The organism is Rhizobium sophoriradicis (assembly GCF_003939025.1).
Lineage (GTDB): Bacteria > Pseudomonadota > Alphaproteobacteria > Rhizobiales > Rhizobiaceae > Rhizobium > Rhizobium sophoriradicis.
The window spans coordinates 213,864-232,029 of record NZ_RQIH01000011.1; the positions used below are offsets into that span (position 1 = coordinate 213,864).

At 62.5% G+C, this 18,166-nt stretch carries 15 protein-coding genes; 7 read left to right on the forward strand and 8 right to left on the reverse strand.

The annotated features are described in order from the left end of the window. The first annotated feature begins 4 nt into the window (after nt 1-4). Nucleotides 5-1,093 (forward strand): ABC transporter ATP-binding protein, encoded by a 1,089-nt coding sequence (locus tag EFR00_RS20035; protein ID WP_077992501.1) that lies wholly within the window; start codon nt 5-7, stop codon nt 1,091-1,093. 176 nt (nt 1,094-1,269) lie between these two features. Then, on the forward strand, nt 1,270-1,623 hold the full coding sequence (locus tag EFR00_RS20040; protein WP_009996042.1) for a hypothetical protein: 354 nt from the start codon (nt 1,270-1,272) through the stop codon (nt 1,621-1,623). 85 nt (nt 1,624-1,708) lie between these two features. On the opposite strand, the gene edd is transcribed toward EFR00_RS20040, so the two are convergent. The 5 genes from edd to EFR00_RS20065 form a co-directional block, all read right to left on the reverse strand. Then, nucleotides 1,709-3,529: a phosphogluconate dehydratase gene (edd, locus tag EFR00_RS20045; RefSeq protein ID WP_077992499.1), complete on the reverse strand. Its 1,821-nt coding sequence runs from the start codon at nt 3,527-3,529 to the stop codon at nt 1,709-1,711. 74 nt (nt 3,530-3,603) lie between these two features. Then, the gene (pgl, locus tag EFR00_RS20050) at nt 3,604-4,302 is read right to left on the reverse strand and encodes a 6-phosphogluconolactonase (RefSeq protein ID WP_038686950.1); all 699 of its coding nucleotides are present in this window, start codon (nt 4,300-4,302) and stop codon (nt 3,604-3,606) included. A 10-nt stretch (nt 4,303-4,312) separates the two neighbouring features. Continuing rightward, nucleotides 4,313-5,788 carry a glucose-6-phosphate dehydrogenase gene (gene zwf, locus EFR00_RS20055; protein WP_038686952.1) on the reverse strand — a complete coding sequence of 492 codons (1,476 nt, stop codon included), beginning with the start codon at nt 5,786-5,788 and terminating at the stop codon, nt 4,313-4,315. A gap of 135 nt (nt 5,789-5,923) precedes the next feature. Further along, the gene (locus EFR00_RS20060; RefSeq protein WP_077992497.1) at nt 5,924-7,219 is read right to left on the reverse strand and encodes an NAD(P)/FAD-dependent oxidoreductase; all 1,296 of its coding nucleotides are present in this window, start codon (nt 7,217-7,219) and stop codon (nt 5,924-5,926) included. A gap of 8 nt (nt 7,220-7,227) precedes the next feature. Next, nucleotides 7,228-8,664, reverse strand: a complete 1,437-nt coding sequence (locus EFR00_RS20065) for a glutamine synthetase family protein (protein WP_039617946.1) — start codon at nt 8,662-8,664, stop codon at nt 7,228-7,230. 87 nt (nt 8,665-8,751) lie between these two features. Between EFR00_RS20065 and EFR00_RS20070 the strand changes: the two genes are divergently transcribed. From EFR00_RS20070 to EFR00_RS20080, 4 genes are all read left to right on the forward strand, one after another. Further along, nucleotides 8,752-9,972 (forward strand): BaiN/RdsA family NAD(P)/FAD-dependent oxidoreductase, encoded by a 1,221-nt coding sequence (locus tag EFR00_RS20070; protein ID WP_077992495.1) that lies wholly within the window; start codon nt 8,752-8,754, stop codon nt 9,970-9,972. Between the two features lie 175 nt (nt 9,973-10,147). Continuing rightward, the gene (locus EFR00_RS33090; RefSeq protein WP_167482299.1) at nt 10,148-10,291 is read left to right on the forward strand and encodes a hypothetical protein; all 144 of its coding nucleotides are present in this window, start codon (nt 10,148-10,150) and stop codon (nt 10,289-10,291) included. Between the two features lie 312 nt (nt 10,292-10,603). Continuing rightward, the gene (locus tag EFR00_RS20075; protein ID WP_077992492.1) at nt 10,604-13,132 is read left to right on the forward strand and encodes a methyl-accepting chemotaxis protein; all 2,529 of its coding nucleotides are present in this window, start codon (nt 10,604-10,606) and stop codon (nt 13,130-13,132) included. A 205-nt stretch (nt 13,133-13,337) separates the two neighbouring features. Then, the gene (locus tag EFR00_RS20080; RefSeq protein ID WP_077992490.1) at nt 13,338-15,185 is read left to right on the forward strand and encodes a methyl-accepting chemotaxis protein; all 1,848 of its coding nucleotides are present in this window, start codon (nt 13,338-13,340) and stop codon (nt 15,183-15,185) included. Here the strand turns inward: EFR00_RS20080 and EFR00_RS20085 are convergent. Next, complete coding sequence (locus EFR00_RS20085; protein WP_077992713.1) at nt 15,158-15,412, reverse strand: hypothetical protein; 255 nt, start codon at nt 15,410-15,412, stop codon at nt 15,158-15,160. The two genes, EFR00_RS20080 and EFR00_RS20085, sit on opposite strands and share 28 nt — an antisense overlap. An 87-nt stretch (nt 15,413-15,499) precedes the next feature. Between EFR00_RS20085 and EFR00_RS20090 the strand changes: the two genes are divergently transcribed. Further along, nucleotides 15,500-16,369: a LysR family transcriptional regulator gene (locus EFR00_RS20090; protein WP_039617953.1), complete on the forward strand. Its 870-nt coding sequence runs from the start codon at nt 15,500-15,502 to the stop codon at nt 16,367-16,369. 67 nt (nt 16,370-16,436) lie between these two features. Here EFR00_RS20090 and EFR00_RS20095 read toward each other — a convergent pair whose 3' ends face one another. After that, the gene (locus tag EFR00_RS20095; RefSeq protein ID WP_004673767.1) at nt 16,437-16,673 is read right to left on the reverse strand and encodes an SMc00767 family acetate metabolism repressor; all 237 of its coding nucleotides are present in this window, start codon (nt 16,671-16,673) and stop codon (nt 16,437-16,439) included. Nucleotides 16,674-16,694: 21 nt separating this feature from the next. Continuing rightward, entirely contained in the window at nt 16,695-17,984 is a 1,290-nt protein-coding gene (aceA, locus tag EFR00_RS20100; protein ID WP_077992488.1) for an isocitrate lyase, read from the reverse strand. Between the last annotated feature and the right edge of the window lie 182 nt (nt 17,985-18,166).

The window sequence follows — 18,166 nt, forward strand, 5'->3', positions numbered from 1 at the left end:
AGACATGACTGGACTGACGCTGAAGGATATCCGCAAATCCTACGGTTCCGTGGACGTTCTCCACGGCATCGACCTCGATATCAAGCAGGGCGAATTCATCGTCTTCGTCGGTCCGTCCGGCTGCGGCAAGTCCACGCTTCTGCGCATGATCGCCGGTCTCGAGGCGATTACCGGCGGTGAGATGTATATTGATGGCCAGCTCGTCAATGACGTGCCGCCGTCGAAACGCGGCATTGCCATGGTCTTTCAGTCCTACGCGCTCTATCCGCATATGACCGTCTACGACAACATGGCCTTCGGCATGAAGATCGCCGGTGAAAGCAGGCAGGAGATTGACCGCCGCGTCCGGGCGGCGGCCGAAAGCCTCCAGCTGAGCAATTATCTCGAGCGCCTGCCGAAGGCGCTCTCCGGCGGCCAGCGTCAGCGCGTGGCGATCGGCCGCGCCATCTGCCGCGATCCGAAGGTCTTCCTGTTCGACGAGCCGCTGTCGAACCTCGACGCCGCGCTGCGCGTCGCCACCCGCATCGAGATCGCCCGCCTCAACGAGCAAATGGCCGACACCACGATGATCTACGTCACCCATGACCAGGTCGAGGCGATGACGCTCGCCGACCGCATCGTCGTTCTTTCCGCCGGCAATATTGAACAGGTCGGCGCGCCGCTGGAACTCTACGAGCGCCCGGCAAACCTCTTCGTCGCCAAATTCATCGGCTCGCCGGCCATGAACATTATTCCGGCGACGATATCAGCCACCGGCAGCCAGACGACCGTGACGCTCACCGGCGGCATGTCGGTAACGCTCGATGTCGCGACCGACGTATCCGAGAAGGGCAAGCAGGCGAGCTTCGGCGTTCGTCCGGAGGATCTGAGAATCGCCGACGGCGCCGATTACGTCTTCGAGGGCGAAGTGTCGATCGTCGAAGCGCTTGGCGAAGTGACGCTGCTCTATATCGAGGGTCTGGTTCCCGGCGAGCCGATCGTCGTCAAGCTCCCGGGCATTTACGATGTCCATAAGGGCCAGAGGATGCGCTTTGCCGCCGACCGGCAGAAGTTGCATCTCTTTAACGCAAGCGGCCATACCTACCGGAAATGAGCGAGCCATTTTTGGGGTAATATTCCCCTGAATTATACTTGGCGGAGCGGATTCTCACTTTCTGTTAAAGATCGGCTGCTACCTTTTCCCAGTCAATTTATGAGGGGGATAAGCAAGTGGCCGCTTCCAATCCGTCACAGCCAAGGTCTCATTTCCTGAGCAAGGAAGAATCCTTCATGTACGACCGCGAGGCGCGGTTCAAAATGGAGGACACGATGAATGCCGCGCGCATCGAATATACGGAAAAGGGCGTCATGCACGCGGCTTCGCGCCGTTGCGACATCGTCCGGATTTCGATGAGCAGCGCGACGCTCGCGATTCTCACCCAGTTCAACCTGCCGAAGCAGTTCTATCTGGACATTCCGGATGCCCGCATCACCAAGGTCGGCTGCCTGCTGATGAAGGTCAACGCCAACAATACGATCGAAGTCCGCTTCCTGCGCCTGCTGACGCAGAAGGAGCTGAACAAGATCTTCGTCTACAGCACGCACCCGGCGCACAAGGACTATGTTCTCGATATCCGCGCCTGACGGATAGATCGGGACTGCCAATAGCAAAAACCCGCGGGACGATTCGCGCGCTCCGCGGGTTTTTGCTTATTTGCGTTGGTTACGTTCAGTGGAAGAGAACACTCGCACCCTGGTCCGAAGCGCCGACGGCGCGGCGGAAGGGCGCGAAGAGCTCGCGGCCCATGCCGAATTCATTGTCGGAGAGATCGACGCTCACCGGCTCGCGCTCGGCCATGTCGGCGGCATCGACGAGCACTTCGAGCGTGCCCTTGATCGCGTCCAGGCGAATGATATCGCCGTTCTTGATGCGGGCGATCGGGCCGCCGTCGACGGCTTCCGGCGTCACGTGGATGGCCGCCGGCACCTTGCCGGAGGCGCCCGACATGCGTCCGTCGGTCAGGAGCGCCACGCGAAAACCGCGGTCCTGTAGCACGCCGAGCGGCGGCGTCAGCTTGTGCAGTTCCGGCATGCCGTTGGCCTTCGGGCCCTGGAAGCGCACGACGGCGACGAAATCGCGATTGAGCCTGCCTTCCTTGAAGGCATCCTGCAGTTCCTGCTGGCTGTGGAAGACGATCGCCGGCGCCTCGATGATATGGCGCTCCGGCTTGACGGCGGAGATCTTGATGACTGCCTTGCCGAGATTGCCGCGCAGCATCTTCAGGCCGCCATTGGCCTGGAACGGCGTTTCGATACTGGAGAGCACCTTCGGATCATGGCTCTTTTCCGGTGACGGCTCGCGCAGGACGGTGCTGTTTTCGCCGAGACGGGCATCGACCGTATAGGCCTGGAGGCCCTGCCCGAAGACGGTGCGCACGTCGTCATGCACCAGGCCGTGCTTCAGGAGTTCCTTGATCAGGAAACCCATGCCGCCGGCGGCCTGGAAATGGTTTACGTCGGCAAGCCCGTTCGGATAGACGCGAGCAAGCAGCGGCACGATTTCCGAAAGCTCGGCAATGTCCTGCCAGGTGAGCTGGATGCCGGCCGCCCGCGCCATGGCGACGAGGTGCAGTGTGTGGTTGGTCGAGCCGCCGGTCGCATGCAGGCCGACGACGCCGTTGACGACCGACCGTTCGTCGATCATCTCGCCGGCCGGGGTGAATTCATTGCCGAGCGCGGTGATCGCCAGCGCCCGCTTGGCGGCTTCGCGTGTCAGCGCTTCGCGCAGCGGCGTGCCCGGATTGATGAAGGAGGAGCCCGGCATATGGAAGCCCATGATCTCCATCAGCATCTGGTTGGAATTGGCGGTGCCGTAGAAGGTGCAGGTGCCGGGGCCGTGATAGGATTTCGATTCCGCTTCCAGCAGCTCGGCGCGGCCGACCTTGCCCTCGGCAAAGAGCTGGCGCACGCGCGACTTCTCGTCGTTCGGCAGGCCGGTCGTCATCGGCCCGGCCGGCACGAAGATCGACGGCAGATGCCCGAAGGAGAGTGCGGCGATGACGAGGCCGGGCACAATCTTGTCGCAGACTCCGAGGAAGAGGGCGGCATCGAACATATTGTGCGACAGGCCGACGCCCGCCGACATGGCGATCAGGTCGCGCGAGAAGAGCGACAGCTCCATGCCCGGCTGTCCCTGGGTGACGCCGTCGCACATGGCAGGCACGCCGCCGGCCACCTGGGCGACGCCGCCTGCCTCGGCGGCCGCCTCACGGATGATGGCGGGATAGGTCTCGAACGGCTGGTGGGCCGAGAGCATGTCGTTATAGGCTGTGATGATGCCGAGATTGGGAATGCGGTCGCCGGCAAGCGCGTCCTTCTCGGCGGGGGAACAGACCGCAAAGCCATGGGCGAGGTTGGCGCAGCCGAGCACCGAACGTTGCACGCCCTTGGATGCGGCGGCGCGCAGGCGTTCCAGATAGCGCTCGCGGGTTGGCTTGGAGCGTTCGACGATGCGATCGGTGATCGCAGATATGCGTGCGTGAGCGGACATGGAAAATCCCTGCCTTGTTCGTTGTTCTATCTGTTTCGCGGCTCTCGCCTGAATCTCGCCGGATCCGAGGTCGATCAGGGAGCCCAGTAGATCTCGACCGGGGAAGTGGCCCGGCGCAGAACGGCGCGGATCGGCATGTCTGCCTCGTCACCGCTGCCTTCCGCCTTGGCGAGAACGTCTTTTTTGCCTTCGCCCTCGATATGGAGAACCAGGAGTGCGGCATCCTGAAGACTGGAGAAGGTGAAGGTCAGCCGCGGCTCGCCGGCTCCTTCCGCCTCCATGGTGATGACGCCGCGCGGCGTCGAGGCATCGAGCGCCTCGGCAAGATTGCTGCCGCCGGGAAAGAACGACGCCGTGTGGCCGTCGCCGCCCATGCCGAGGATGACCACATCGAAGGGGATGCCGATCTCGGCGCTTTTTTCCGTCGCCAGCCTTGCCGCCTCCTCGACCGAGGCTGCCGGCTGGTACAGCGGCACGAACCGCGCCGCCGTCGCCTTGTTCTGCAAGAGGTTGGCATCGACCAGCAGATGGTTCGAGCGCGGATTGTCGGCCGGCACGAAACGTTCGTCGACCAGCGTGATCGTCACCTTGTCCCAGGCGATGTCGCGTGTCGAAAGCGCCTGGAAGAAGGCCTTCGGCGTCGAGCCGCCGGAAACGGCGATGGAGGCGGCGCCGCGGGCGGCGATCGCCGCCGAGAGCCTGTCGGCGACCTTGTCGGCGAGGCTGCCTGCGAGGTCTGCGGCACTGGCGAAGGAATGCAGGGTCGATGCCATCGATGTCGTCCTAGATATCGTCATGCCAGGTGCGGCCGTCGCGCTCGATCAGCGCGATGGCCTGGCTCGGGCCCCAGGTGCCGGCCGTATAGCCCTGCACCTGCTGGCCGGTGGTTTCCCAACCTTTCAGTATCGGGTCGACCCATCTCCATGCGGCCTCGACTTCGTCGCGGCGCATGAACAATGTCTGGTTGGAGCGGATCACGTCCATCAGCAGGCGTTCATAGGCGTCGGGATTGCGAACGTTGAAGGCCTGGGCGAAGCTCATGTCGAGCGAAACGTTGCGCAGGCGCATGCCGCCCGGACCCGGGTCCTTGATCATCAGCGACTGCTTGACGCCCTCGTCCGGCTGCAGGCGGATGATCAGCTGGTTCTGGCTGATGCGGCCGGCGGCCTGATCGAAGATCGCATGCGGGATCGACTTGAAGGTGATGACGATCTCGGACATGCGCCCGGTAAGCCGCTTGCCGGTTCTGATGTAGAAGGGAACGCCGGCCCAGCGCCAATTGTTGATCTCGGCCTTGATGGCGACGAAGGTCTCGGTGTTGGAGACGCCGCCTTCGAGCTCTTCGAGATAGCCCTTGACCGGGCCGCTGCCCGAGGCGCCGGCGCGATACTGGCCGCGCACCGTCGCCTGCTCGACATTCGAGGCATCGAGCGGCTTCAGCGCCCGCAGCACCTTCAGCTTCTCGTCGCGAACGGCTTCCGAATCCATCGACGAGGGCACTTCCATCGCCGTCAGGCAGAGCAGCTGCAGAATGTGGTTCTGCACCATGTCGCGCAGTGCGCCCGCCGTATCGTAATAGCCTGCGCGGCCCTCGAGGCCGACCGATTCGGCCACGGTGATCTGCACGTGATCGATGTAGTTGGCATTCCACAGCGGCTCGTAGAGCGCATTGGCAAAGCGCAGCGCCATCAGGTTCTGCACCGTTTCCTTGCCGAGATAGTGGTCGATGCGGAAGATCTGCTCTTCCTTGAAGGCCCGGCCTATCATGTCGTTGAGCTGCAGCGCCGAGGCGAGGTCGCGGCCGATCGGCTTTTCGACGACGATGCGGGTCGATTTGGTAATCAGCTTATGGTCGGAGATCTTCTGCGAAATGTCGCCGAAGATGCCGGGTGCGACCGCCAGATAGAAGGCGCGCACCCGATCCTTGCTTTCGTCGAGCAGCTTCTTCAGCTGATCCCAGCCGCTGTCGGAGCGGGCATCCACCGAGACGTAATAGAGGCGGGCGCAGAACTTCTCGACTTCATTCTCGTCATATTCGCCCTTCTTCAGGTGTTCCTGCAGCGCGTCGCGGGCGAATTTGCGGTATTCCTCGTGCGTCAGCGGGCTGCGCGAAGCGCCGATCACCCTGGTCGGTTCGCCGAACTGGCCTTCGATCTGGCGGTGATAGAGGGCCGGCAGCAACTTGCGTTCGGCAAGGTCGCCGCTGCCGCCGAAGACGACGTAATCAAAAGGCTCAACGGGAATGATCTGGCTGCTCATGAGCTTGGTCTCTCAATCAGGCTGGTTGGCGGCCCTTTTAATCTAATCGATTTAAAAAAGCCAGTGTGCAGTGCAATGAATTTGTCAGGCACCGGTTTTAAAGCGAATTTCCATGAGAGGAAATCCGCAATCGGACTAAAACTTGTCGCGAAGCGCAAACCACGACAAGGCGAGGAAAAGCAGCGGCGCTCGCATACGGGCTCCACCGGGAAAGGCCGGAATATCGAGCGATTTGAACAGATGCAGATCGCCGGATTTGCCAACAACCATTTCCGCATAGAGCTTGCCACAATAGTTTGACAGCATGACGCCATGGCCGGAATAACCGCCGATCGAGGTGACGCCGGGCATCACTTCGCGCACGAAGAGCTGGCGTGGCATGGTGATGCCGACGCTGCCGCCCCAGGCATGGGTGATTTCGATGCCTTTCAGGGCGGGATAGATTTCGCCGATCTGCCGGCGGATATGCTGCGAAATGTCTCGCGGATTGTCGGCCGTATAGGCCTCGCGTCCGCCGAAGAGTAGACGGCCTTCGAATCGGCGGAAATAACGCACGACGAAGCGCGAATCGGCGACGGCCTCGCCGCCCGGCAGCACTTCGGGATGTTTATCGAGCGCGGCGGTGGCGCCGATGAAGGAGCGGATCGGCATGACATGGCTTGCCGTCACCGGTTCGAGGCCGTCGATATGCCCGTCGCAGGCGATCAGCGCCCGATCGGCGGTGATCGTGCCCCTTTCGGTTTCGACCGTCACCTTGCCGCCGCCCTGGCGGATCGCCTTTGCCGGCGTCATCTCGAAGATGGCAGCCCCCGCATCGGCGGCCACCCGCGCCAGCCCGACGAGCAGTTTCAGCGGATGGATGTGGCCGGTGCCGACATCGCGCACACCGCAATAAAAGCGTTTCGAGCCGAGCCGCTCCTGCGTCTCTTTCTTGTCCATAAAGCTGATGTGGGGATAGTCGTACCGCCGCGCGGCGATTTCGGCATTCTCGCGATAGTCGCGTTCATAGCTTGCCTTGTGCGCGACGTTGAGCTGGCCGGGCACATAATCGATCTCGATCCGATGGTCCCGAGCGAAATCGAGAAGATGGTGCTTGGCCGCCTCGGCAACGTTAAACAGCGCCTTCGAGCGTTCAAAGCCGATCTTTTCCTCCAGCTCTTCCGGCCACCATCGCTGGCCGGTCCCGAGCTGTCCGCCATTGCGCCCGGACGCCCCGTCGCCGAAGCGCCAGGCCTCGATCAGCACCACCGAAACCCCTGACTTGGCAAGGTGATAGGCGGCCTGCAGGCCGGTATAGCCACCGCCGATGATGGCGACGTCGCATGTTCTCGAGCCGTCGAGAGCGGCATAGGTCGGCCGCTCGCCGACGGAGGCCTGATACCAGGATAGCCCGGGCGCGATCGGGCTTTGCCACATCTCATCAGATGCCATCCTATCCCTCACACGTTGAGCAGAAGGAATTCCCGCTCCCAGGGGCTGATCACCTGCATGAAGGTCTCGAACTCGCCGCGCTTGACGCCGGCATAAAGGCCGATGAACTGCTTGCCGAACACCTCTTCGAAGGCGGGCTCATCCTCCATCAGCGCCACCGCTTCCAAGAGGCCGCGCGGCAGGTCGATCGAGCCCTCATTGGCAGAATCCTCCGTCGGCGCCGTCGGCTCGATCTGCTTCATGATGCCGAGCAGGCCGGAAGCGAGCGAGGCGGCGAGCGCCAGATAGGGATTGGCGTCCGAACTCGGCAGCCGGTTTTCCACGCGCCTGGCCTGCGGATCGGACACCGGGACGCGGAAGGCGGTGGTCCGGTTGTCGTAACCCCAGGCATTGTTGACAGGGCAGGACATGTCCGGCTGCAGGCGCCGGTAGGAATTCACGTAAGGGGCAAGCATCGCCAGCGCGCTCGGCACGAATTTCTGCATACCGCCGATGAAGTGGAAGAATTCCTTCGAGGCCGATCCATCCGCATTGGAGAAGACGTTCCGGCCCGTCTCGATATTGACCACCGACTGGTGGATATGCATTGCCGACCCCGGCTGGCCCTGCATCGGCTTGGCCATGAAGGTCGCATAGATGTCGTGTTTCAGGGCCGCCTCGCGGATCGTGCGCTTGAACAGGAAGACCTGGTCGGCAAGCTCGATCGGATTGCCGTGGCGCAGGTTGATTTCAAGTTGGGCCGGTCCCTCTTCATGGATCAGCGTGTCGATCTCGAGCCCCTGTTTCTCCGAGAAATGGTAGATGTCGTCGATCAATTCGTCGAATTCGTTGATGCCGGCGATCGAATAACCCTGGCCGCCGAGGATCGAGCGGCCGGAGCGGCCCTTCGGCGGATGCAGCGGATAGTCGGGGTCGTCATTCTTGGCAACCAGGTAGAATTCGATCTCGGGCGCGACGATCGGCTTCCAGCCGCGGTCGTGATAAAGGCTCATGATCCGCTTCAGCACGTTGCGCGGCGTATAGGGCACTTCGCCGCCGTCCGAATCGACGATGTCGCAGATCACCTGCGCCGTCGGGTCACTCTCCCAGGGCACGACCGAAAGCGTCGAAAGATCGGGCATCAGCTTCAGGTCGCTGTCGCGCGGCTCGTAGCGGAAGCTCTCCGTCTCTTCCGGGTACTCGCCGGAAATCGTGTGCCGGTAGATCGCCGAAGGCAGCGCCAGCGAGGTGTTGGAGGTGAATTTCGAACTCGGCATCATCTTGCCGCGCGGCACGCCGGCAAGGTCGGGCGTGATGCATTCGATGTCTTCGATGCCCCTGGCTCTCAGCCACTGCGCCGCTTCCTTCCAGTTCGCAACGCCGCGCAGGGATCCGGGGTCCGGGGGAGTTTTCGTCGAGGCGGGTACGGTTCTGGCAGGCTTCAGCGTCGTCTTTTTTGGGGACATGACACACCGGTTTGGTTGATCTTGGCGCCATCATAGCCGGACTTTGCCAATTGGCGAGAGGTCGAGAACGTTGACTTTCGCTCTTCGATGGAAAAGAAGACGCCGGATTTGATTAAGGAAACGGGTTTGCAGCGCAAAAGCGACGTCATCGTCATCGGCGCCGGGGCGGCGGGCATGATGGCGGCCATCCGCGCGGGAAAACGCGGTCGCTCGGTCTTGGTTCTCGACCATGCGCGAGCGCCCGGCGAGAAGATCCGCATCTCCGGCGGCGGCCGCTGCAATTTCACCAATATCCATGCCGGGCCGAAGAATTTTCTGTCCGCCAATCCGCATTTCTGCAAGTCGGCGCTTGCCCGTTTCACGCCTGCCGATTTCATCGCCATGGTCGAGCGGCACCGCATTGCCTGGCATGAAAAGACGCTCGGCCAGCTGTTCTGCGACGACAGTGCCAAGGACATCATCCGCATGCTCTTGGACGAGATGCGCGCCGCCGGCGCGGCACTCGATCTCACTACCGAGATAACAGGCGTCGAAAGGACCGATGCGGGCTTCCGCGTCTCGACCGGGCAGGGCGCCTATGAAGCCTCATCGCTGATCGTTGCGACCGGCGGCAAATCGATCCCGAAGATGGGCGCCACCGGCTTTGCCTATCGCCTCGCCGAGCAGTTCGGCCTGGCCGTGCTCGAAACCCGCCCGGCCCTGGTGCCGTTGACGCTCGATCCCGGCCTGCTCGCAAGCATTGGGCCGCTTGCCGGCATTTCCGCTCCGGCCGAAATCCGTCATGGCAAGACCGCCTTCCGCGAAGCGCTGCTGTTTACCCATCGGGGCCTCAGCGGACCTGCGATCCTGCAGATCTCCTCCTATTGGCGCGAAGGCGACGAAATCGTCCTTGCCATCGAACCGGATATCGACATCGCCGCGCAGCTGAAGGCGGCAAAGCAGCTGAACGGCCGCCAGTCGGCCCAGACCGCGCTTGGCGAGATCCTGCCGAAGCGGCTGGCGCAGTTTCTCGTCGAGCGCGAAAAAATCTCCGGCAATATGGCGGACCTACCCGACAAGGCGCTGCTGCGTCTTGCCGCGAGCGCCCAGAACTTCGCGGTCAAGCCTTCCGGCTCCGAAGGCTATCGCACCGCCGAAGTGACGCTCGGGGGCGTCGACACGGCTGCGCTCGATTCCCGCAGCATGGAGGCGAAGGCCGTGCCCGGCCTCTATTTCATCGGCGAATGCGTCGACGTCACCGGCTGGCTCGGCGGCTATAATTTCCAATGGGCCTGGGCCTCGGGATTTGCCGCGGGCGAATACGCCTGAAGCTTTCCTTTCCTGGCGGAACTGCTGCCGCGTATATTAGCAATACGATTCAAGACTTCTTAAGAGAGGTGCGCCATCCTGTCTCAATTGGCGGTTTGCAAAGCTCTTCCTAGATTAAGCTTTACCCGCAAGCCGTTTTGTTGGATTGTTGTGTCAGAAGAGTGAGGTTTCGAGCATGACCAGACACGCACGACGCGCCCGCGCCATCGCAATCACCCAGGCAAAGCCTGACATCAGGATGGCCGTCCTGCGATATTTGATGCTCGCAGCCGGCGCCACGGCCGCCAGCCTGGCCCTGTTGCTCGCGCACGTCCTCTGACCTGTCCTTTCATCCGAAAGTAACCTTGCCGCCTTTCCTTCGCGACATCGCGGTCCTGTGGGGCATAAATTGCAACTATTTCACCGCCTTGGCTTTTAACCGCCATCACCGCTTATCCGAAAATTAATATCTAATCTGACACAATTGCCCGCGATTATTTGGGCATCTCCAACTTGCTTGGACATGAACCGGCAATGACTGCCGCCTGGCTTCCGGGTTCCCCGATGTAAAGAGAATAGTTTGATGTGCACTCGGCTGGCGCGCCTGATGGCTGCCCGCGGGAGGAGTAGTGTATGAAAGGCCCGGAACGCCATGTTGATTGACAAGATTCTTTCCCGCTTCAGGATCAAGACGAAAGTCCTGATCTTCGTTCTGCCCTTCGTTGTGACCATTTCGGCGGTGGGCCTGACGGGCCTTTATGCTTCCGGACTTCTGCAGGGCCGCATGGAAATCTCCAACAGCGTGCTGCAGTCGCTGAGCGGGTTCAAGGATCTCTACGGTTCGATGGACGACTTCCTGCGCATCACCAGTCAGCCGGCGCGCGACAAGCTGCTCACCGATCTGAAGACCCAGCAGGGCGTGCTCGACCAGACGCTGAACCAGGTGGGCGAACAGGCGGCCGGCCGTGACAGCCTTGCGGAAGCCTCGAGCCGCACCAAGGACATTTCGGGCGTCGTCGACAAGCTCTGGGCACTGCATGAGCAGGAAGTCGCGCTGCACGAGCAGATCGACGCGGCGCAGAAGAGCCTGATCAGCACCCGCTTCACGGTCTCCTACCAGGCCGAGGAATTGCAGACCGCGCTGCAGCGCGACGAGAGTGCTGCCACCGTCACACTTCGCACCGCCGACCGCCTGCTGAAGGGCGGCGATTTCCTCGGCACCGTCGCCAGCGGCTTCAGCAAGCCGCAGACACCGCAGGACAAGATCGCCTTCATCAACGAACAGATGCCGGAGATCATCAAGGCCCAGCGCCTGATCGCCATTTCGGTCCCGACCAACCAGAAAAACGTCATCGACGCCCTGGCTGCGACCATCGACAGCATCAAGGCGATTGCCCAGATGCCCGCTCCGACCGACGAGAACGTCGCCGAACTCGGGCGTCTCGTCTCCCGCTTCCGCCAGACCTCGACCTATACGCAGCTGACCGCGACGCAGAAGATGCGCGAGGCGACTCAGCGGTTTGCCGAGCTCGAAGGCCGCATCGCCCAGACCAACTCCGTCCTGCAGGATACGCGTCGTCTGGAAAATTCCGTCTATGCGCTGCAGATCGTCCTGTCCGACTTCCTCTCCAACTCGAGCAAGGACAATCTCGTGCGCCTGCAGCAGCAAGCCGGCACGCTCGGCAAGGACATGCAGGTGCTGACCACCAGCGCCAAGGGCATGGGCTTTGCCGAAGGCATCTCCGGCGCGATCCAGCCGGCCCTCGACGCCATTTCCGGCGGTGGCTCGAAGATCGTCGATACGATCGGTGAGCGCGTCACGGCCTATGCCGCCGCCCGCCAGGAACTCGACCAGATCTGGACGAAGCTGACCGACTTCGCCGAGCTGCAGAAACAGACGGCCGGCACCGAGCGCACCCAGGCAAACAGCATCTCGGTCCTCACCACCGGTCTCGGCATTCTGCTGTCGATCCTCGGCGGCATCGCCCTGGTGCTGACGCTGCAGCGCCCGATCAGCCAGATCACGGCCGCCATGCGCCGCATCGCCGAAGGGTCGCTGGATACCAGCATTTCAGGCGAGCAGCGCTACGACGAAATCGGCGACATGGCCCGCGCCCTCGGAATCTTCAAGGAAAATGCCATCTCGAAGATCCGCATCGAGGAGCAGAGCGACGAGGAACGCGCCGCCGCCGAACACGAGCGCCAGCGCAACGACGCCGAAAAGCGCGAGATGGACCGGCAGATCGAATTTGCCGTCAACGCGCTTGCCGCCGGCCTCGAACGCATGTCGCAAGGCGATATCTCGACGACGATCGAAACACCCTTCATCGGCCGCCTCGAACAGCTGCGTCAGGATTTCAACGGTTCGATGCTGCGCCTGCAGGCGACGATGAGCCAGATCCGCGACAATGTCGAACTGATCCAGGGCAACGGCAACCAGATGGCCCAGTCGGCCGAGGATCTCTCCAAGCGCACCGAACAGCAGGCGGCTTCGCTCGAAGAGACGGCGGCTGCCGTCGATCAGATCACCGTCACGGTGCGCTCATCGGCCGAACGCGCCAAGGATGCCGACCAGATCGTCCGTCAGGCCAAGCGCAGCGCCGATGATTCCGCCGTCGTTGTCAACAATGCGATCGACGCTATGGGCCGCATCGAGGATGCCGCGCGCCAGATCGAGCAGATCATCGGCGTCATCGACGAGATCGCCTTCCAGACCAACTTGCTGGCGCTCAACGCCGGCATCGAGGCGGCGCGCGCCGGCGAGGCCGGCAAGGGTTTCGCCGTCGTCGCCATGGAAGTCCGCGAACTCGCCCAGCGCTCCGCCGCCGCGGCGCAGGAGATCAAGGGATTGATCAATAAGTCGACCAACGAGGTCAGCTCCGGTTCGCAATTCGTGCAGGAGACCGGCACGGTGCTCGCCAAGATCAGCGCCCAGATCGTCACGATCAGCCAGCATGTCGAGATGATCGCCCGCGCCAGCCACGACCAGTCCAACGCGCTGCAGAGCGTCAACTCGACCGTCAACCAAATGGACCAGATGACGCAGAAGAACGCCGCCATGGTCGAGGAGACGACCGCCGCCAGCCGCGAACTGGCCGACGAGGCCGATGCGCTGCGCCGCCTCATCCAGCAGTTCAAGATTGACGGGGTTGGCGAAGCGCCAGTCTACCGCGCCGCCTGATCAGCGCTTGATTTCCATTGTTTCGACGGCCCCGGTTTTCCGGGGCCGTTTGCATATCGGCAAGGCGCGATCGGTCGCCTTGGCAGGCCGATCGGAATGTCCGAAAACAGGGCGGTTGATTTATCCTGGCCAATTCAGATTTACGGAAAATTTTCCTTAACGCTTTTCCTCTAATTTAGCCCTTGTTGTGTCGCCGGGGGTTTTGATGCCGCGCCTTTTCTCTACATCCATCGTCCGCCAGATCGTTGCGATCACGCTGTTTCTGCTGGCGATCAGCACGGCGGCCATTGTCGGCGTGACCTATTACAATCTGAGCCGCCATGTGATGGATGGCGCCGTCTCCGACGCGAGGGATGCCGCCCGCGCCATGGCCGTCCTCTACGGCGCGGCCGATCAGGCCGCCAAGGTCGAGGTCAAGGACAACAAGCTCTCTGCCGTCACCGAAGAGGCCATTCCGGCCCTTGCCGATCATTCGCTGGTCGACCGCACGGCCCGGTCGATTGCCGGTGTTGCGACCATCTTCCAGAAGCAGGGCAGCGACTACGTCCGCATATCGACCAACGTCAAGAAGGAAAACGGCGACCGCGCCGTCGGCACCAAGCTTGCAGCCGAGCACCCGGCCCAGTCGGTCCTGGCCCGGGGCGAAGCCTATTTCGGCCCGGCCCAACTGTTCGGCCGCGAATTCATGACCGGCTACTTCCCGATCAAGAACGTATCGAATGCCAATATCGGCATTCTCTTCATCGGCATCCCGATGGAATTCTATTATCAGCGCATGAATGAGCTGCTGATCCTGGTTCTCGGCATCGGCGCCGTTGTCATGCTCATCGTCGGTGTTCTCGCCTTCTATGCGATCCGCTGGTCGGTTAAGCCTTTGCAGACGCTGACCGCGAGCGTCCACTCAATCTCCTCGGGCAATCTCGACGGGGCGATCCCCTGTCTCGAGAAGAAGAACGAGTTCGGCGAGATCGGCCGCGCCCTCTCGCTTTTCCGCGACAGCGCCCTTGCACGGCGAAACCTGGAAACCGAGGCGGCCGAACAGCGCGCGCTCAGCGATGCCGAGCGCGCCAGGAACGATGCCGACAAGCGTTCGCTCGACAGCCAGATCGACTTTGCCGTCAACCAGCTTGCCGCCGGCCTCGGGCGTCTATCGCAGGGTGATGTCTCGCAAACGATCGGCACGCCGTTCGTCGGCCGGCTGGAGCAGTTGCGCGTCGATTTCAACGCCTCGCTGCTGCGGCTCCAGGATACGCTGTCCGGTATCCGCGACAGCGCCTCGACGATCCAGCGCAATAGCGGCGCCGTCTCCGCCTCTGCCGACGAGCTTTCCAAGCGCACCGAGGCGCAGGCGGCGAACCTCGAGGAGACCGCCGCCGCGGTCGAGGAGATCACCGTCACGGTCCGCTCTTCCGCCGAGCGCGCCCGTGAAGCCAACAGCGTCGTCGCCGCGACCAAGAAGACGGCCGACAATTCCGGCACCGTCGTTGGCGATGCCGTCGCTGCCATGGGGCGCATCGAAGAGGCTTCGCAGCGGATTGAACAGATCATCGAGGTGATCGACGATATCGCCTTCCAGACCAATCTTCTGGCGCTCAATGCCGGCATCGAGGCGGCGCGGGCCGGCGAGGCCGGCAAGGGTTTTGCCGTCGTCGCCCAGGAGGTTCGTGAGCTTGCCCAGCGTTCGGCCGATGCGGCGCGCGAGATCAAGTCGCTGATCGAGACATCCAGCCGCGAAGTGACGGCCGGCTCCGAGCTGGTCCAGAAGACCGGCAGCGTTCTTGCCTCGATCAGCCAGGAAATCATTGTGATCAGCGGCCATGTCGAGACCATCGCCACCGCCAGCCGCGATCAGTCGGCGGCGCTGCAGGAGGTCAACGGTTCGGTTAACGCCATGGACCAGATGACCCAGAAGAACGCCGCGATGGTTGCCGAGACGACGCAGGCAAGCCGCCTGCTTGCTGGCGAAGCCGATACGCTGATGGCACTGATCGAGCGTTTCCGCATCGGCGCAGAACCCGCGGCCGCTCACCTAGGCGCAAGGAAAGTTGCCTGAGGAGCGCGGCCGTGACGGCTACAGGATTGCGCCGCAACGCTGCGGCGCCTTCCGTTCGATGCGGCCCGCCTCAAAATGAGGTCGATCGAGGTCAGCCAGGCGGCGAAGCGAATGATGCTGCTGTCTCCGAACTCGGCATAGAACCGCTCTTCATCCGCCTTGGAGCCGCTTGGCTTGCAGGAATGCCGGTATCCGTGGACGCCAGCGATGGTGATCAGGTCGATCATGGTGATGTCCTTTCTGTTAGACATCACTTCATTTAGGCCTCAAAATTCTCTTCATAAACAGGAAAAGTCCCGCTATGTTTTTCAGTGATGAAAAACGCCAACTGGGATTCCTATCAGCTTTTCCTGCAGGTTGCCCGGCTCGGCGGCCTGACGGGAGCGAGCGCTGCCAGCGGGCTCAGTCCCGCGACCGTCGGCCGGCGCATGCTCGATCTCGAGCAGGAGGTCGGCCGCGCCTTGTTTTCGCGCAGCCAAACCGGTTATCGCCTGACGCAGGATGGCCAGTCGCTGCTCGATCATCTTCAGGAAATGGAAGCTGCTGCCCGCAAGGTGGAGGCCTGGCGCCAATCCGGTGAGGGCGGCACGACGGTCAGGATCACCGCCGGCACCTGGCTCGCCTGGCTGCTGACCGAAAATTTCGCCGCAATCCGCATGCCGGGCGATGCCTTCGCGATTTCGCTGTCCATCGGCGAGGCGCGGGCGAGCCTTGCCTATCGTGAGAGCGATATCGGCATTCGCGCCTTCGAGCCGGAGGAGGCCAACCTGGCCGCCCGCCTGCTCGGGGAGGTGGCCTATGCCGTCTATGCCAGACGCAACGCCGCCGAGACCGACGAGCGCTGGATCGCCGTCGGCGAGGAGGAGGCGATCTCGGCCTATCTGCGCTGGCCGCACGCCCATGCCGCATCCGGGATCGTTGCCACCGTCAATCGGCCGCGTTCGCTGCCGGATCTGGTGCGTGCCGGCGCCGGCAAGACCGTGCTTCCCTGTTTCGTCGGCGATCTCCACCCGGAATTGCAGCGCCAGGGCGGCGAGTTGCCGGAATTGCGCCACCGTCAATGGATCGTCATGAATGCCGAGGACCGTCATCGCCCCGAAATCCGCACGGTTGCCGACCGAATGACCAAGCTCATCCGCAGTTATGCCGATCTCTTCGCCGGAAAACGGCCGAGCCGCGGCTGAGGCGCCCGCACACTCATCGAATGCGCGGGCGCTTTGGTTGAAAGTCGGGCCGCGTCGGCCGTCCCGGTCAATGCCGGTTGGTGACGACGACCGGAATGAGCAGGTCGCCCCAGTTGCCGTCGCCGCCGTGATGACGGGCCGAGCGCACCAGTTCGACCGAAACGCCGGCCTCGACGGCTTTCATGACCGACTGGTTCAGCCGGTGCAGGTCGTTGGCGAGCATGCGGATCGTCGTCTGCTGATCCTCGCTCATGCTGGTCGTCTGCTCTTCGGCCCGTTCCCGGACGCGTGAAATGGATGCCATGGTCTTGTCCTCCTCTTCGCCTTATTCCGCAGCCGGTTTGAACTGCGCATGTTCGGTTGAATCGTGCATCGCCGTGGTCGATGAGCGGCCGCCGGTGATCGCGAGCGACACGGCGTCGAAATAGCCGGTGCCGACCTCGCGCTGATGTTTGGTGGCGGTATAGCCGTAGTCCTCTGCGGCGAATTCCGCCTCCTGCAGCTCGGAATAGGCAGACATCTGTCGCTGCCGGTAGCCGCGCGCCAGTTCGTACATGCCGTAGTTCAACTGGTGGAAGCCGGCGAGCGTGATGAACTGGAACTTGTAGCCCATCGCCCCGAGTTCGCGCTGGAACTTGGCGATCGTCGCCTCGTCGAGGTTCTTCTTCCAATTGAACGAAGGCGAGCAATTATATGCGAGCAGCTTGCCGGGATGGACCTTGTGCACGCCCTCGGCAAAGCTGCGCGCCTGCTCGAGATCCGGCTTGGAGGTCTCGCACCAGATCAGATCGCAATGCGGCGCGTAGGCGACTGCCCGGGCGATGCACGGCTCGATGCCGTTTCTGACCTGGTAGAAGCCTTCGACCGTGCGCCCGGCATCGTAATCGACGAAGGGCTGGTCGCGCTCGTCGATATCCGAGGTCAAGAGCTTTGCCGCTTCCGCGTCGGTGCGGGCGATCACCAGCGTTGCCACGCCCATGACGTCGGCGGCAAGCCGGGCGGCGTCGAGATTGCGGATATGGGCGGCCGTCGGGATCAGCACCTTGCCGCCGAGATGGCCGCATTTCTTCTCCGAGGCGAGCTGGTCCTCGAAATGCACGCCGGCAGCACCTGCCTCGATATAGGCCTTCATGATCTCGAAGGCGTTGAGCGGTCCGCCGAAACCGGCTTCCGCATCGGCAACGATCGGCGCGAACCAGGTGTCGACGGAAAGCCCGTTGCCTTCCGAGGTCTCGATCTGATCGGCGCGCTGCAGCGTGCGGTTGATGCGCTTGGCAAGCTCGGGCCCGGCATTGGCGGGATAGAGCGATTGATCGGGATACATCGCCGATGCCGTATTGGCGTCGGCCGCCACCTGCCAGCCGGAGAGGTAGATGGCCTTCAGCCCGGCGCGCACCATCTGCATGGCCTGGTTGCCGGAAAGGGCGCCGAGCGCATTGACGAAATCCTCCTGGCGCAGCAGCCGCCACAACCGGTCCGCCCCCATTTCGGCCAGCGTGTGGGTCAGCGCCACCGAGCCTCTGAGCCGCTGCACATCGGCGGCCGAATAGGGCCTTTCGATGCCATCGAAGCGCCCCGCCGGTGCATTGGGAACAAGTTTGTAAAAATCGGTCATGCTGATCTCCTCACTACAAAACCTATATCAGGGGTGTTGATGACAAGATTGACAACATCGGGCGGCATGGCCAGAAAAAGCTTTGATTTCCTAGCCAGAAAGAGGTTAAGATGACGAGGATTGACAGAGTGGCGCTGTGAATTTGTAAAATTTCGTAAACGTTGGCGCCGCTTGCTTGTCAA

Excerpts from the sequence above, each read along its gene's own strand:
- EFR00_RS20075 (WP_077992492.1), top strand. The coding sequence starts at position 10,604 with ATGTTGATTGACAAGATTCTTTCCCGCTTCAGGATCAAGACGAAAGTC.
- EFR00_RS20040 (WP_009996042.1), top strand. The coding sequence starts at position 1,270 with ATGTACGACCGCGAGGCGCGGTTCAAAATGGAGGACACGATGAATGCC.
- edd (WP_077992499.1), bottom strand. The coding sequence starts at position 3,529 with ATGTCCGCTCACGCACGCATATCTGCGATCACCGATCGCATCGTCGAA.
- EFR00_RS33090 (WP_167482299.1), top strand. The coding sequence starts at position 10,148 with ATGACCAGACACGCACGACGCGCCCGCGCCATCGCAATCACCCAGGCA.
- EFR00_RS20035 (WP_077992501.1), top strand. The coding sequence starts at position 5 with ATGACTGGACTGACGCTGAAGGATATCCGCAAATCCTACGGTTCCGTG.
- aceA (WP_077992488.1), bottom strand. The coding sequence starts at position 17,984 with ATGACCGATTTTTACAAACTTGTTCCCAATGCACCGGCGGGGCGCTTC.
- EFR00_RS20085 (WP_077992713.1), bottom strand. The coding sequence starts at position 15,412 with ATGATCGACCTGATCACCATCGCTGGCGTCCACGGATACCGGCATTCC.
- EFR00_RS20065 (WP_039617946.1), bottom strand. The coding sequence starts at position 8,664 with ATGTCCCCAAAAAAGACGACGCTGAAGCCTGCCAGAACCGTACCCGCC.
- pgl (WP_038686950.1), bottom strand. The coding sequence starts at position 4,302 with ATGGCATCGACCCTGCATTCCTTCGCCAGTGCCGCAGACCTCGCAGGC.
- EFR00_RS20095 (WP_004673767.1), bottom strand. The coding sequence starts at position 16,673 with ATGGCATCCATTTCACGCGTCCGGGAACGGGCCGAAGAGCAGACGACC.
- EFR00_RS20080 (WP_077992490.1), top strand. The coding sequence starts at position 13,338 with ATGCCGCGCCTTTTCTCTACATCCATCGTCCGCCAGATCGTTGCGATC.
- EFR00_RS20060 (WP_077992497.1), bottom strand. The coding sequence starts at position 7,219 with ATGGCATCTGATGAGATGTGGCAAAGCCCGATCGCGCCCGGGCTATCC.
- EFR00_RS20090 (WP_039617953.1), top strand. The coding sequence starts at position 15,500 with ATGAAAAACGCCAACTGGGATTCCTATCAGCTTTTCCTGCAGGTTGCC.
- zwf (WP_038686952.1), bottom strand. The coding sequence starts at position 5,788 with ATGAGCAGCCAGATCATTCCCGTTGAGCCTTTTGATTACGTCGTCTTC.
- EFR00_RS20070 (WP_077992495.1), top strand. The coding sequence starts at position 8,752 with ATGGAAAAGAAGACGCCGGATTTGATTAAGGAAACGGGTTTGCAGCGC.